This window comes from Pantoea sp. X-Soil-OKNW-556, from assembly GCF_059730695.1.
In genome coordinates this window covers 3996628-4011375 of the sequence record NZ_AP035990.1, presented here as the reverse complement: position 1 = coordinate 4011375, position 14748 = coordinate 3996628, and the positions used below count along the sequence as shown (strand labels likewise).

Annotated in this window: 10 protein-coding genes and 3 tRNA genes; 9 read left to right on the top strand and 4 right to left on the bottom strand. The window is 55.4% G+C overall.

Going from position 1 to position 14748, the window contains the following annotated elements; genetic code table 11:
• Positions 1–34: 34 nt before the first annotated feature.
• From mscM to rsgA, 3 genes are all read right to left on the bottom strand, one after another.
• Positions 35–3376 carry a miniconductance mechanosensitive channel MscM gene (mscM, locus tag AC6I8T_RS18600; protein WP_208724270.1) on the bottom strand — a complete coding sequence of 1114 codons (3342 nt, stop codon included), beginning with the start codon at positions 3374–3376 and terminating at the stop codon, positions 35–37.
• 14 nt (positions 3377–3390) lie between these two features.
• On the bottom strand, positions 3391–4287 hold the full coding sequence (gene asd, locus AC6I8T_RS18595; protein ID WP_208724269.1) for an archaetidylserine decarboxylase: 897 nt from the start codon (positions 4285–4287) through the stop codon (positions 3391–3393).
• Between the two features lie 217 nt (positions 4288–4504).
• On the bottom strand, positions 4505–5554 hold the full coding sequence (gene rsgA, locus AC6I8T_RS18590; RefSeq protein WP_021183583.1) for a small ribosomal subunit biogenesis GTPase RsgA: 1050 nt from the start codon (positions 5552–5554) through the stop codon (positions 4505–4507).
• A gap of 102 nt (positions 5555–5656) precedes the next feature.
• On the opposite strand from rsgA, the gene orn reads away from it, so the two are divergent.
• From orn to AC6I8T_RS18570, 4 genes are all read left to right on the top strand, one after another.
• Positions 5657–6205 carry an oligoribonuclease gene (gene orn / locus AC6I8T_RS18585; protein ID WP_021183582.1) on the top strand — a complete coding sequence of 183 codons (549 nt, stop codon included), beginning with the start codon at positions 5657–5659 and terminating at the stop codon, positions 6203–6205.
• Positions 6206–6367: 162 nt separating this feature from the next.
• Positions 6368–6443 (top strand) — tRNA-Gly (locus AC6I8T_RS18580).
• A 26-nt stretch (positions 6444–6469) separates the two neighbouring features.
• Positions 6470–6545 (top strand) — tRNA-Gly (locus AC6I8T_RS18575).
• 25 nt (positions 6546–6570) lie between these two features.
• A tRNA-Gly gene (locus tag AC6I8T_RS18570) sits at positions 6571–6646 on the top strand.
• 425 nt (positions 6647–7071) lie between these two features.
• On the opposite strand, the gene queG is transcribed toward AC6I8T_RS18570, so the two are convergent.
• Complete coding sequence (gene queG, locus AC6I8T_RS18565; protein WP_208724268.1) at positions 7072–8211, bottom strand: tRNA epoxyqueuosine(34) reductase QueG; 1140 nt, start codon at positions 8209–8211, stop codon at positions 7072–7074.
• On the opposite strand from queG, the gene nnr reads away from it, so the two are divergent.
• Genes nnr through miaA form a run of 5 tightly spaced genes read left to right on the top strand, consistent with a single transcriptional unit; the run spans position 8210 to position 14681 of the window.
• Positions 8210–9727, top strand: a complete 1518-nt coding sequence (gene nnr, locus AC6I8T_RS18560; RefSeq protein ID WP_208724267.1) for a bifunctional ADP-dependent NAD(P)H-hydrate dehydratase/NAD(P)H-hydrate epimerase — start codon at positions 8210–8212, stop codon at positions 9725–9727. The two genes, queG and nnr, sit on opposite strands and share 2 nt — an antisense overlap.
• Before the next feature lie 3 nt (positions 9728–9730).
• Positions 9731–10207: a tRNA (adenosine(37)-N6)-threonylcarbamoyltransferase complex ATPase subunit type 1 TsaE gene (gene tsaE / locus AC6I8T_RS18555; RefSeq protein WP_021183578.1), complete on the top strand. Its 477-nt coding sequence runs from the start codon at positions 9731–9733 to the stop codon at positions 10205–10207.
• On the top strand, positions 10204–11853 hold the full coding sequence (gene amiB / locus AC6I8T_RS18550) for an N-acetylmuramoyl-L-alanine amidase AmiB (RefSeq protein WP_497834230.1): 1650 nt from the start codon (positions 10204–10206) through the stop codon (positions 11851–11853). Before tsaE ends, amiB begins: the two co-directional genes overlap by 4 nt.
• Before the next feature lie 43 nt (positions 11854–11896).
• Positions 11897–13738 carry a DNA mismatch repair endonuclease MutL gene (gene mutL / locus AC6I8T_RS18545; protein ID WP_497834229.1) on the top strand — a complete coding sequence of 614 codons (1842 nt, stop codon included), beginning with the start codon at positions 11897–11899 and terminating at the stop codon, positions 13736–13738.
• Positions 13731–14681, top strand: a complete 951-nt coding sequence (gene miaA, locus AC6I8T_RS18540; protein ID WP_208724263.1) for a tRNA (adenosine(37)-N6)-dimethylallyltransferase MiaA — start codon at positions 13731–13733, stop codon at positions 14679–14681. The genes mutL and miaA overlap by 8 nt, the downstream gene beginning before the upstream one ends.
• Positions 14682–14748 lie beyond the last annotated feature (67 nt).

Genomic DNA, 14748 nt, shown 5'->3' with positions numbered 1-14748 from the left:
CTGACCAGGTGCGCATCCACTGCGCACCTCATTTTTACAACCCACCCGACTTATAATTCCGTGCCGCAGGTGTGCCATTGCTGGCCGGGCTTTTCTTGCCCAGGGTTTCCATACGAACCTGGAAAGGCGGGAAGGGCATTTCGATACCGTGCTCGGCAAAACCATGCAAAATCAGCTGATGCAGTTCATGGCGTAGCGGCATGCGGTGGCCCATTTCGGCGGCGTAGACTCGCAGTTCAAACAACTGGATACCTTGTTGCAGATCGACAAGGAACACGTCCGGGGGCGGCGTATCCAGTACGTAGGTACAGCGTTCGGCCGCTTGTTTCAGGATCAAGGTCACTTCGTCGCTATTCACCCCAGCCGGTGCCGGGATAGTCAGCACCACACGCGTCACCGAATCGGAAAGCGACCAGTTAACGAACTGCTCGGTAATAAACGCCTTATTCGGCACGATAATCTCTTTGCGATCCCAGTCGGTGATGGTGGTCGCACGGGTATTGATGCGGGTGATACTCCCGGTGAGATCGCGGATGGTGACGGTATCGCCGATACGAATCGGCTTCTCGAACAGGATAATCAGGCCAGAAATAAAATTGGCGAAAATCTCCTGTAAACCGAAGCCCAGACCAACACCCAGCGCGGCGACCAGCCATTGCAGCTTCGCCCATTCAATGCCAATCATCGAGAAGCCAATCAGTCCGCCAATCAGCATCAGGATATATTTGGTCACCGTGGTGATGGCGTAGCCGGTGCCAGGCGTCAGGCTCAGGTGCTGCAACAGCGCCAGCTCCAGCAGCGCAGGCATATTGCGCACCAACTGGGTGGTAATAATCAGCACCAGAATGGCGATCAGAATCGAACCGAGGGTAATTGGCTGGATGCTTTCCACCCCCTGCACCGTGGTGCTGACATCCCACAGGCGGATATTTTCGAGGAAACCGAACGCCGAGTGAATCTCCGACCACAACACAATCACCGACACCAGGGCAATCAGGGTCAGAATCGAACGAACCAGGCGCAGCGACTGGGCGCTGATAGCATCCAGATCGATGATGGGTTCATCCGCTTCCACTCCCACGCCCTCAATGCTGGTGGCAGGCTGCTCTTTATCCTCTTCACTGCGCGCACGGTTGGCCAGCATTTCTGCACGACGCTGGCGGGCGCGGTCAAAGGCGATACGGCGGCGTTGGATTAACATCCAGCGGCGAACAATATGGTAAATCACCAGCAGGAAGAACCAGATGCCGACGGAAGTTTCCAGGCGTGCCAGCAGTGCCTGCGCAGTCGCCAGATAGCCAATGCAGGAGGCGAGGGCCGCAACCAGTGGAATGGCGATCATCAGGTTCCACAAAATGCGGTTGATAAAGTTATCGCCGTTGCCTTCTTTATCCAGGTACAGCGGGATGCCGGCGCGCTTCAGGCTGACGGTCACGATGCTTAATGCACCGCAAATCAGGATGAAGCACAGCCTGCCAAGCGTCGAGGAGAACTCACGATCTTCCAGGTTGGCAAAAGCGATCAACAGCATGATCAACGGCACAATCAGGCCAACGGTAAGCGAGTAATAACGCATTGCGCGTGCCACACGCGCCTGAGGCCAGCGGAAATGCACGACAAACAGGCCATTGGGGCGGGCAAAAGAGGCGCTGATCATAAACGCCCACAGCAGAGGCAGCGTGGCGGTGATGCCATCGCCAATTGCCACCGCTATCGGGTAGGGCCAGGCTTCCTGCAAACCATAACCGAGGGCCGCCCATAACACCGGAATCGGCACGGCGACCAGAATCGACCAGAACACCGTGCGCATTGTCAGGCCGAAGTGATCCTGTGTCACCTTGCCCACTTTGCTGGCGGCTCGTGCCAGAAAAGCATGATAGTGGCGGCGTGAACTGATGCTGAACCCAACCAGCAGCACGGCTCCCAGAATCGGTAGCACCGTTTCCTTGCTGGTAAACATCATCGCCAGTGCTTTGCCTAACTGGCCCAGCGTATCAAGCGATAACAGCCGTGCCAGGGCTTGTGCGGTATCCACCGGAAAGCTCAGGTCAACCGCACTGACATCAGCGGTCCAGAACAGATAACGATGGGTGGCATCGCGCACTTCCGTCAGTGCATCCTGTAGCTGGGTATTGGAAACTTTGAGTTTGGTGATTTCCAGAATCAGCGTATCGCAGCCGGAAATTAAGGAGTTAAGCAACTCGCGCTGAGTTTTCAGCTGGGCTTCCAGAATGCGGCTCTGTTCACTGGTGAAAGGCGTGCCATCATCCTGCTTCTCTTTGCGTAATGCCTGCTGGCGCTCCAGCAAATCCTCATAACGGAGCCGTTGTACGCGCAACTGGCCCATTTCGTTGTCGATCTGCTGTGATTTGGGCATATCCGGCAGACGCGCCACCTGCGCGCGCAAGGCCTCGCCCAACAGGTTCGATGCGCCCAGCCATTGCGATTGCTCACGCAGGGTGCTCAGTGCCTGACGAACTTGCAACGTCTGATTGGTCGCCAGGCGTTGCTGCGAGGCGACCAAATCCATGCGTTGTGCCTGCTGATTAAGGTCAGCAGACAGCTCACGGTTTACCCGGAATTGTTCGCTAATGGCGCTGGGCAGATCGCCGCTGTTTTCCGCCAATTGCTCGGTACGTTCCAGTGCCTGTTCAGCCTCACGCTGGCGCTGATTGTTCAACTGATTGCGCAGCGCTTGCAGGTAATTATCCAGTTGTGAGGCCTGACGTTGATGCACTTCGGCACGCATGCGCGCCAATTCCTGACGGTTATTGGCGGAGAGTTGCGCCAGTTCCAGTTCATCCACACGCGCTTTGTTGGCGGCGTTCTCCGCCTGACGTGCATAGATCTGGGCTTGTTCCTGCGGGGTGGTGGCGGTTGACGCGCCCTGCACGCGACGGTCGCTCTCCGTCATGGCCCGGCGCGCCTCGGTCTGCTGCTGCGGCAACTGCGACAGCGAATCGCTGATTTCGCGTGCGCGATCCTGCTCCTGCTGTGCCTGACGTCCCTCTTCCAGTAACTGACTGCTGACCTGCAAAATCTCCTGATCCAGTTCGGTGCTGCTCATATTATTGCGCACCGTTTTGCTGCTCTCACTGGTCATGCTGGCGAGTTGCTGGCGTAGTTCTCGCGCCAGACGGGGGAAGTCGTCAATTACCTGCTGATATTGCTTTGCCCGCTCCAGCGAATCATCGCGTTCAGCAAGGAAATTGAGTGCCGTTTCCAGCGTCTGAATTTGTTCGGTTTGGGCAGGGGAGCTTTTAGCGGATTTGACGGCATCCAGTTCCTGTTTCAGGTCACTGGCTTGCGGCACGCTGGCCGCAAAAACAGGGCTGCTGAGCCACAAACTCAGCAGCAGGATAAGAAAGGCACGCACAGGGAGTTGTCCTGTTAGTCGGCGAGCGGGGTGGTTTCACCCTGCTGCGGCAGCGCGATAGCCAGCGGCTGACCAAGACGGGTTTTGCTCTCCGCTTCCAGGCTCTCTGCCAGTTTGACGCGCTTCGGGGCAAACAGGTTGATGACGGTGGAACCCAGCTTGAAGCGTCCCATTTCCTGGCCCTTCAGCAGCACTACCGCGCCATCATGATCGGCTGCCGGGTAGTGCCAGCGTTTGATCACCCCTTCGCGTGGCGGCGTGATGGTACCGGCCCAAACGGTTTCGATACTTCCCACGATGGTTGCACCAACCAGAATCTGTACCATCGGACCATGATCGGTATCGAACACACAAATCACGCGCTCGTTACGTGCAAACAGGTTTGGAATGTTACGCGCGGTCAGAGGGTTGACGGAGTAAAGGTCGCCTGGCACGTAAATCATTTCGCGCAGGATACCGTTACACGGCATATGTACCCGGTGATAATCACGCGGGGCGAGGTAAGTGGTGACAAACTCACCGTCCTGGAACTGTTCCGCCAGTGTATCATTACCCGCCAGCAGTGCCTGCAACGAGTAGTAATGGCCTTTGGCCTGGAAAATCTGATCCCCTTCGATGCGACCTAACTGACTGATGGCACCATCGGCAGGCAGAGCCAGCAGCGTGGCATCGGGATCGATCGGGCGAGCCCCCTCTTTTAACGGGCGCACGAAGAAATCATTAAAGGTGCGATAGCTGGCGGTGTCTGGTTTGCTGGCTTCCGCCATATCCACTTTGTAGTACCAAACAAAAATATCGATGACCGCTTTGGTCAGCCAGCCACCACGACGACTGGCACCCCAACCGGCAAGTTCGGTCAGTCCTTTCTTAGGCAGAATATGATTCAGGCCGAGCTTAAAACGATCAAACACCTTAGCCTCCTGGCTTTATTACACATCGTTTATACAAAAGGGGGCGGATTGTAGCAGCGCCCCGGTCAGTTGGCGAATGTGCCGTTGTATACCCTCCATCCTTCAAACGGCAGGTGCGTTGGCTGGGCTCGCTGACCCCAGTCACTTACCTGAGTAAGCGCCTGGGATTCACTCGTTTGCCGCCTTCCTGCCGTTCGAATGATTTTGGGTATAACCGTTAATCTTCGCTGGCGGAAAAGTTTTTACGCGTTTTTACTTGCGCCATGCTTTCCAGAATTCGGTGGTAGTTATCGAAGCGAGAAGCATCGATGATGCCGTTCTCTACCGCTTCACGAATAGCACAGCCGGGATCATTGCCGTGCTTGCAGTCGCGAAACTTGCAACTGCCAAGAAACTCACGGAATTCGACAAATCCACGGGTGATTTGTTCCGGCTCCAGGTGCCATAAACCAAATTCGCGTACACCCGGCGAATCAATCACATCGCCGCCGTGCGGGAAATGGTACAAGCGTGCGGCAGTGGTGGTGTGCTGGCCAAGACCTGAAACATCCGACACGTCGTTAGTCAGGATCTCATCACCCGCGACATCGAGGCCCAGCAGCGCATTCAGCAGGCTGGATTTGCCGACACCGGACTGCCCGGCAAAGATGCTGATACGTCCGGTTAACGCAGCTTCCAGCTCATCGAGGCCGTTTTTGGCGCGGCTGGACACCATCAGGACGCGATAACCAATGTGGCGGTAAATCGCCATCTGTTCATCAACAAAAGCACGCGCTTCATCGTCCAGCAGATCGGTTTTGTTCAATACCAGCAGTGGCTCGATCCCCAGGGTTTCACTGGCGACCAGATAACGATCGATGATGTTAAGTGACAACTCAGGCAGGATCGCCGACACGATAATGATCTGATCGATATTGGCGGCGATCGGTTTGACACCGTCGTAGAAGTCGGGGCGCGTCAATACGCTGGTACGATCGTATACCGCTTCGACGATCCCTTTGCCGCCGTTCTCATTGGCCGCACGCCAGACCACGCGATCGCCGGTAACCAGCGATCGAATGGTGCGACGAATATTGCAGCGATGCACCTCGCCTGCGCTGTCTTCAACGTCTGCGTGCATGCCGAAGCGGCTGATCACTACGCCATCGGTTGGCTCCCCAAACAGGCTATCATCCGGTTCCGGCTTTTCGCTCCGTTGCTTCAGACGACGCTCATGGTTCGCGCTTACGCGACGTTGTTGACCCTTCGACAGTTTATTTTTGCTCACGCATCCTCTCACGCTTTCGCCAGGCTTCGCCCCGCTGGGCAAAACGTCTATGATACACCTTAATTTAGTGTAATGACGACTTTGGCAACGGGCGGAAAATGCATGACAGCTGGAAATGAAAATAATCTGATTTGGATCGACCTCGAAATGACCGGGCTGGATCCAGAACGCGATCGCATCATTGAGATCGCTACGCTGGTAACGGATGCCAATCTGAATATTCTGGCGGAAGGGCCGGTGATGGCGGTACATCAGTCCGATGCGCAGTTGGCGCTGATGGATGACTGGAATGTGCGTACCCATACCAACAGCGGTCTGGTGGATCGCGTGAAGGCCAGCCAGTTTGACGATCGTGCCGCAGAACTGGCGACTATCGAATTTTTGCAACAGTGGGTGCCTGCTAATACCTCGCCGATTTGTGGCAACAGCATCGGTCAGGATCGTCGCTTCCTGTTCAAATATATGCCGGAGCTGGAGGCTTATTTCCACTACCGTTATCTCGATGTCAGTACCCTGAAAGAGTTGGCGCGTCGCTGGAAGCCAGACATCCTGCCAGGCTTCAAAAAAAGCGGCAGCCATCAGGCATTGGATGATATCCGCGAGTCCGTGGCGGAACTGGCGTATTACCGCGAGCATTTTTTGCAGCTTTAATCGCCTTCGGGTGCGCAGGAAAACAGCAGGTTGCTGAATTAATCGGCAAACGCGCAGAAAGCGCAAAATTTTGCTTTCAGGCTCTTGCGATGGAAAGGATTTCTCGTATAATGCGCACCCCGTACCGATGAAGAATTTCGGTGCGGCCAGAACCAAGATGATGCGGGAATAGCTCAGTTGGTAGAGCACGACCTTGCCAAGGTCGGGGTCGCGAGTTCGAGTCTCGTTTCCCGCTCCAAAATTTGGTTCAGCAGTACCTCCTATGCGGGAATAGCTCAGTTGGTAGAGCACGACCTTGCCAAGGTCGGGGTCGCGAGTTCGAGTCTCGTTTCCCGCTCCAAAATTTGTATAGCAGTACCTCCTATGCGGGAATAGCTCAGTTGGTAGAGCACGACCTTGCCAAGGTCGGGGTCGCGAGTTCGAGTCTCGTTTCCCGCTCCAGTTTTGAATATTCATTTAAGTTATTTGTCTTCGGTCACGAGCAAAACTAAAACTGTGGCAGTCAAACCGTTTTCTGGAAAGTTTGCGCAATGCTGCAAAGTCAAAAATTGATGAACTGACGACAGTCGCTGCCTTGATAGGCCAGCAGGTTATCCACAATCTGCCCGGTGCATTCAGACGGCGTTTTACCCTATATGCAAAACCGTTTTGAACAGAGTTATCCACAGGCTCTGGACGATTGCTTATATCCTAATGTATGTATAAATGTTTACGATAAATTTATAATTTATTGATTTTAATCTATTTTTTCATGTTTCAGACTGTTGTTAAACTTACTGGACGATATAACGGGGCATCCCGCTAATCGGCTTGATAATTTTATTCACAGCATGTGGAAAAGGATTTTATCCTGCAAATTTGTTCAATCACGCATCACGCGCCAGACCTTTTTCAATCGCTCGTACCAGACGCAATTTCTGTGCAGGCTGGACCTCAACTTTAAGAGCGGCACGCTTCTCACGCTGTTGAGCCAGCGCCCAATCGATATGTTCATCCAGCAAGGGATGCTCTCCTGAACGCTGTTGCAACACGGCGATATTTTCTTCTGACCAGGGCGCATTGCCCAATGCCACCGCTACGTTACGCAACCAACGCAGATGTCCAATACGGCGAATGGCCGACCCTTCAGTCACGCGCAAAAATTTTGCTTCATCCCACATAAACAGCGTGGTGAGCGGTGGTGCATGCAGCACGGCACGCGGTGAAAAATCGTCTTCGTCGGTGAGTTGCCCATAGCGGTTCCACGGACAAATCAACTGGCAATCGTCGCAACCATAGATACGGTTGCCAATCAGCGGGCGAAACTCTTCCGGGATGGCACCTTCCAGTTCAATGGTCAGGTAAGAGATACAACGTCGCGCATCTACGGTGTACGGCTCGACAATCGCTGATGTCGGGCAGATGGTCATACAGGCGACACAACGGCCACACTGTTCTTCCTGCGGGGTATCTACTGGCAACGGCAAGTCGATCAGCAACTCGCCGAGGAAAAACCACGAACCCGCTTCACGGTTGAGAATCAGTGAATGTTTGCCGGTCCAGCCCAGGCCTGCTTTGGCTGCCAGTGGACGTTCCAGCAGCGGGGCGGAATCAACAAATGGGCGGAAATTCAGTTCGCCACACTGCTCCTGAATCTTTTCCCCGAGCTTTTTCAGTCGATTGCGTAATACTTTGTGATAATCGCGGCCCAGCGCATAGCGGCTGACATAACCCAGTTGCGGATTTTTCAGCGTGCTGGCGAAGGCCGCTTTGGCCGGCAGGTAATTCATACGAACGCTGATCACCCGCAATGTGCCGGGTAGTAACTCATGGGGACGCGCGCGCATCATGCCATGACGCGCCATCCACTCCATCTCACCGTGGTATTGTTTATCCAGCCACGCCTGCAACCTGGGTTCTTCAAGGCTGAGATCGGTATCGCAAATACCGACTTGCTGGAAGCCGAGTTCGCGCCCCCAGAGTTTAATCTGTTGAGCAAGCTGTTGAAGATCGAGAGGGTATGACATGAGAAACCAGGAATTGAACGCTAACACGCGCAGTTTATCACACTCTGTCTGGCCTGCGCAGGCGATAGGAAAACTGGAGCGCGATGCCGCCGACAGCCTGGGACTGACCCTGTATGAACTGATGCAGCGCGCCGGGCAGGCCAGCTATGAACTGGCACGTCGCTTATGGCCTGAAGCCAGTCACTGGTTGGTTCTCTGCGGGCACGGCAACAACGGCGGCGATGGATATGTGGTGGCGCGACTGGCGCAAGCGGCAGGCATCACGGTCACGCTGCTGGCGTGTGAAGGCAGCAAACCGCTACCGGAAGAAGCGCAGCAAGCGCGTGAAGCATGGCTGGCGGCAGGCGGAGTGATTCATGCAGCCGATGCCTGCTGGCCGGAACAGGTTGAGGTGATCATTGATGCTCTGCTCGGCACCGGGCTGAACCGTGCGCCTGCTGCACCTTATGACCATCTGATTACGCTCGCCAATGCTCATGCGGCACCGGTGCTGGCAATCGACATGCCTTCAGGGCTGGCGGCAGCCAACGGTACGGCGCCGGGGGCGACTATGCTGGCCGCGCATACCTTAAGCATGATTGTGTTGAAACCCGGACAACTTACCGGCAAAGCGCGTGATTATATCGGGCAATTGCATGTCGATGAGCTGGGGCTGTCGGTCTTTCTTGCGGGTAACCCGGCACCGATGCAGCGTGTTGATGCTCAGGACCTCTCTCGTTGGCTGAAGCCGCGTAAAGCCACCTCGCATAAGGGCGATCATGGTCGTTTACTGGTGGTTGGCGGGGATCGGGGAACGGCGGGCGCGATTCGCATGACGGCAGAAGCAGCATTGCGTGCCGGGGCAGGGCTTGTGCGCGTGCTGACGCATGAAGATAATATCGCGCCAATCCTGACCGCCCGACCGGAACTGATGGTGGATGCGCTGGTCGAAGAACGGCTACAGCAGGCGTTGGAATGGGCGGATGTGATTGCCATTGGCCCAGGCTTGGGCCAGCGCGATTGGGGTAAACAGGCGCTGAAAACGGTTGTAGCCTGCGAAAAGCCGATGCTTTGGGATGCGGATGCGCTCAACCTGCTGGCAATCAATGCGGATTACCGTCAGAATCGCATCATTACGCCACATCCCGGCGAAGCGGCGCGTCTGCTGGGCGTCAAGACCAGCGAAATTGAGAGCGACCGCATCCATGCCGCCCAGACATTGGTCAAACGCTACGGTGGCGTCGTGGTGTTGAAAGGGGCGGGTACGGTGATCGCTGATGACCAGGGAAACCTGGTCATCAGCGATGTTGGCAATGCCGGTATGGCCTCTGGCGGTATGGGCGATATATTAAGCGGCATTATTGCCGCGCTGATGGGCCAAAAACTGGCCCTGTTTGATGCGGCCTGTGCAGGCTGCGTGGCGCATGGTGCAGCAGCGGACGCCGTTGCCCGCCAGCGCGGTACACGCGGTATGCTGGCCACTGATTTGTTCGAGCTGCTGTGGCAGTTTGTTAATCCAGAGATGATCCAACAATAAAGAATGAAGACCTGTGTTATTTCTTTGCCCGATGAAGCGGCAACTCTTGAACTTGGCGCGCAGCTGGCTCGCGTATGCAACAGCGCGCTGGTGATTTATTTATATGGCGATTTGGGCGCGGGTAAAACGACATTCAGTCGTGGTTTTTTGCAGGCGCTGGGCCATCAGGGCAATGTTAAAAGCCCGACTTATACGCTGGTCGAACCCTATACGCTGGATAGCCGTACGTTATACCACTTCGACCTGTATCGTTTAGCCGATCCGGAAGAACTGGAGTTTATGGGAATTCGCGACTATTTCAGCGGCGATGCCATTTGCCTGGTTGAATGGCCACAGCAGGGTGCGGGTGTCTTACCTGAACCGGACCTGGCGCTGACATTGCGTTACGTTGACAATGCGCGTGAAGCAGAACTCCAGGCGGTTTCAGCGCAGGGCGAAACCCTGCTACAACAGTTCCAGCAGTGCAGGGATCAGGCATGATGTCACGGATGAAAATGGCGTTGCTGGCGCTGCTCTGCCTGTTCTCCACCTCGGTGCTGGCCGCCACATTAGCAGATATCAAAGTCGATAATGGTGACAGTCAGGCGACGGTCACCCTGAGCTTTAACGGTCAGCCTGTGTACGGTTTTTTTCCGTTGCACAACCCCGATCGCGTGGTACTGGATATCCGCCAGAGCGGCAATATTCAGGGATTGCCGTTGACGTTCAGCGGCGAAAATATCGTTAAGCGTATCCGCAACAGTAAGCCACAAGATAAGCAGAGTATTCGTCTGGTATTTGAATTAACCCAGGCTGCGCGTACCCGCGCAACGACTCAGCGTGATGGCAATCAGTATCGCGTGGTGTTCACCATTCGCGGTACGCAAACGGCGAAGCGCAATGCGGCACCGGTCAGCTCGGTGCGCGAAACCACGAGCAGCAATCAGGGAAATCCGTTTAACGCTAACCCGGTAACCACGGTCAGCAGCAGTAATACCACCATCCGTCCCGGTGGCGCGGTGAGTCGTAACGAACCGGTGATTGTCGCGATTGATGCCGGTCACGGCGGCCAGGACCCCGGTGCGACCGGGCAGCGTGGTTTGCATGAGAAAAATGTCACCATCGCCATCGCACGTAAATTGAAAGCATTGATGGATCAGGACCCGATGTTTAAACCGGTCCTGACGCGTACCGGAGACTACTTTATCTCGGTGATGGGCCGCTCTGACGTTGCGCGCAAAGAAAACGCCAACCTGCTGGTATCCATTCACGCCGATGCGGCACCCAGCCACTCAGCAACCGGCGCCTCGGTGTGGGTGCTATCCAACCGTCGCGCGAACAGCGAAATGGCAAACTGGCTGGAACAGAAAGAGAAACAATCAGAACTGCTGGGCGGCGCAGGTGATCTGCTGGCGAATACCCAGGCCGATCCCTATCTGAGCCAGGCGGTATTGGACCTGCAATTCGGCCATTCGCAGCGTGTTGGCTATGATGTGGCGGTGAAGGTGTTGCAGCAGTTGCGTGGCATTACGCCGTTGCATAAACGTCTGCCTGAGCATGCCAGCCTCGGTGTATTACGTTCACCGGATATCCCCTCTTTATTGGTCGAAACCGGCTTTATCAGTAATTTGACTGAGGAGCGGCTGCTGGGCAGCAGCGCTTATCAGCAGAAGATTGCACAGTCGATTTATAAAGGGTTACGTAATTACTTCCTGGCGCACCCGTTGCAATCGGTCCCAAGGGAAGAAAACCGCCCGCTGGATAACGCACCAGTGGTAAGCGTCGCCAGTAATCCGGCGACAGGCACGGTGCAATATACGGGTGCGACACAACGCCATACCGTGACGCGTGGTGAAACCTTGTCAGGTATCGCCGCAAAATACGGTGTCAGTATGGCAACGCTGCGCGAGATGAACAGCCTGAAACGTGATGTGGTTTGGGTTGGGCAACGCCTGAAGGTGCCGGCGAAATCGACCGTCATCGCAAGTACCTCGCGTGGTCCGGTTCGCCATAAGGTAGTGCGCGGTGACTCATTAACCGCAATTGCCGCCCATTATGGCGTCAGCCCCAATGCCATCATGCAGGCCAATAATATGAAGTCCTCTAACGTGATGTTGGGGCAAACTCTGAAAATCCCGCAATCCTGATTGCTGGCCCCTGGTGGGCCAGCCAGCTACAAGGATCACCACCATGCCTATACAGATTTTACCGCCACAGCTGGCAAACCAGATCGCCGCAGGCGAAGTGGTGGAGCGTCCGGCATCGGTGGTGAAAGAGCTGGTGGAAAACAGCCTCGATGCCGGGGCCACGCGTATCGATGTGGACATCGAAAAGGGCGGCGCAAAGTTAATCCGCATTCGTGATAACGGTTGTGGGATAGCTAAAGATGAACTGGCGATGGCACTGGCGCGACATGCAACCAGCAAAATTGCCTCGCTGGACGATCTCGAAGCCATTGTCAGCCTGGGCTTCCGTGGCGAAGCGCTCGCCAGTATCAGTTCGGTGTCCCGCCTGACGCTCACTTCACGTACCGAAGATCAAACCGAAGCCTGGCAGGCCTACGCCGAAGGGCGGGATATGGCGGTCACGGTTAAACCAGCGGCACATCCGGTTGGCACCACGCTGGAAGTCCTCGACCTGTTTTACAACACCCCGGCCCGCCGTAAATTCATGCGTACGGAGAAAACCGAGTTTACCCACATTGATGAAGTGATTCGTCGCATTGCGCTGGCGCGTTTCGATGTGGCGATCTCGCTCAGCCATAACGGTAAGTTGATGCGCCAGTATCGTGGCGTGACTCAGGATGCACAGCGTGAGCGTCGACTTGGGGCGATTTGCGGCACCACCTTTATGCAGCATGCGCTGAGGATTGACTGGCAGCATGATGATTTGGCCCTGCGCGGCTGGGTGGCTGATCCGGCCGGTTCACGTCAGGTGACGGACCTGCAATATTGCTACGTCAATGGCCGTATGATGCGCGATAAACTGATCAATCACGCCATTCGCCAGGCCTATCAAACCCAGTTAGGTGATGAGCAGCAACCGGCTTACGTGCTTTATCTGGAAATTGATCCGCACCAGGTGGATGTTAACGTTCATCCGGCCAAGCACGAAGTCCGTTTTCACCAGTCACGTCTGGTCCATGATTTTATCTGGCAAGGGGTGATGAGCGCCTTACAGGCCAGCCGTGCTGCTGAATTGCCGATTGCACACGCAGAAGAACCTGCGCCACAGTGGCAGCCGGAGAACCGGCAGGCGGCGGGCGGAAATCATTTTTCCCAGCCAGCGGCAACGCCACGTCGCTCAGGCGCTGCGGGCGGTGGCTGGCAGTCGCAAGAGCCAGGCTATAACACGCGTGAAGGGGCGGCCTATCAGAAACTGATACAAACGCCGGTCAGCGTGCCGACGCCGGCAAAAGCGCCATCCGTCCCGGCCCCCGTGCCTAAACCCGCAAGCGAAACACCGCTTGCGGCTCATGTGCAAAGCTTTGGGCGGGTACTGAGCGTGGTTCGTCAATGTTATGCCTTGCTGGAGCGTGGCGATACGCTGCAATTACTCTCTTTACCGGTGGCCGCACGTTGGCTAAAACAGGCCCAGTTGCAACCTGGAGAAGAAGGGCTGAAACCACAGCCGTTACTGATCCCTGTCAGGCTGAAAGTCGCGGCAGAGGAGATGGCGGTAATTGGCCGACAAGCGGCATTGTTAACGGCGATGGGCATTGATTTACAACGGGAAGGGCAGCATGTGACGCTCCGCGCGGTGCCTTTACCGTTACGCACACAAAATTTACAAATCTTGATTCCAGAACTGTTAGGCTATCTCGCCCGGCAGCAAGAGGTTTCTGCGTTCGCACTGGCCCAGTGGCTGGCCCGTCGTGACAATGCAGAAGCCCCGCACTGGAATCACTCGCAGGCGATTACGTTGCTGGCGGAGCTGGAACGGCTATGCCCGCAACTGTTAAAGTCGCCGCCTTCTGGCCTGTTACAGGCCGTTGAGATTGAGAGCGCGATTAACGCGTTGAAGCATGAGTGAACTGAACCAGGCTAGCCGGCCTAAGGCAATTTTTTTGATGGGCCCGACTGCCTCCGGTAAGACGGCGCTGGCAATTTCGTTGCGTCAGCATCTTCCGGTGGAACTTATTAGCGTTGACTCTGCCTTAATCTATCGCGGGATGGATATTGGCACGGCGAAGCCGTCCGAAGAGGAGTTAGCGCAAGCACCCCATCGCTTGCTGGACATTCGCGACCCGGCGGAGGCGTATTCCGCTGCCGAATTTCGTCGTGATGCGTTGGCAGAAATGGCGGAAATCACCCAAAGGGGTAAGATTCCGTTGCTTGTTGGTGGAACCATGCTCTACTTCAAGGCGTTGCTTGAAGGATTGTCGCCGCTGCCCTCGGCCGATCCGGACGTGCGTCAGCGGATAGAGCAAATGGCGGCGGAGAAAGGTTGGGATGCCTTGCACCGTCAGCTGTGTGAAATCGATCCGGTCGCCGGTGGTCGTATTCATCCGAATGATCCGCAGAGACTTTCGCGAGCACTGGAAGTTTTTTTTATTTCGGGTAAAACTTTAACGGAACTGACAAAAACATCCGGTGAAGCGTTACCCTACGACGTGTATCAGTTCGCAATCGCTCCGGCGAATCGCGAATTGCTACATCAACGCATTGCGTTGCGTTACAACCAGATGCTGGCGTCAGGGTTTGAAGCGGAGGCTCGCGCTCTGTTTGCACGAGGTGATTTGCATACGGATATGCCTTCCATTCGCTGTGTTGGTTATCGTCAAATGTGGTCTTATCTCACTGGCGAAATCGATTACAACGAAATGGTTTATCGGGGAATTTGCGCAACCCGGCAGCTCGCGAAACGCCAGATGACCTGGTTACGTGGCTGGCCTGACGTGCACTGGTTAGACAGTGACGAGCCAGATTTAGCGCGTAATGCGGTGCTTCAGGTTGTTAGTGCGAAGCAGGGATGATTGTGTACAATTGATCCGTTATCGTGCGCAAATTTTTTACGCAGTTTTTCTGAACCACGGTTCAAAA

What these genes read in the sequence shown, in the direction of transcription:
- mutL (WP_497834229.1), top strand. Translation starts at nt 11,897, where the DNA reads ATGCCTATACAGATTTTACCGCCACAGCTGGCAAACCAGATCGCCGCA.
- miaA (WP_208724263.1), top strand. Translation starts at nt 13,731, where the DNA reads ATGAGTGAACTGAACCAGGCTAGCCGGCCTAAGGCAATTTTTTTGATG.
- nnr (WP_208724267.1), top strand. Translation starts at nt 8,210, where the DNA reads ATGAGAAACCAGGAATTGAACGCTAACACGCGCAGTTTATCACACTCT.
- queG (WP_208724268.1), bottom strand. Translation starts at nt 8,211, where the DNA reads ATGTCATACCCTCTCGATCTTCAACAGCTTGCTCAACAGATTAAACTC.
- amiB (WP_497834230.1), top strand. Translation starts at nt 10,204, where the DNA reads ATGATGTCACGGATGAAAATGGCGTTGCTGGCGCTGCTCTGCCTGTTC.
- orn (WP_021183582.1), top strand. Translation starts at nt 5,657, where the DNA reads ATGACAGCTGGAAATGAAAATAATCTGATTTGGATCGACCTCGAAATG.
- tsaE (WP_021183578.1), top strand. Translation starts at nt 9,731, where the DNA reads ATGAAGACCTGTGTTATTTCTTTGCCCGATGAAGCGGCAACTCTTGAA.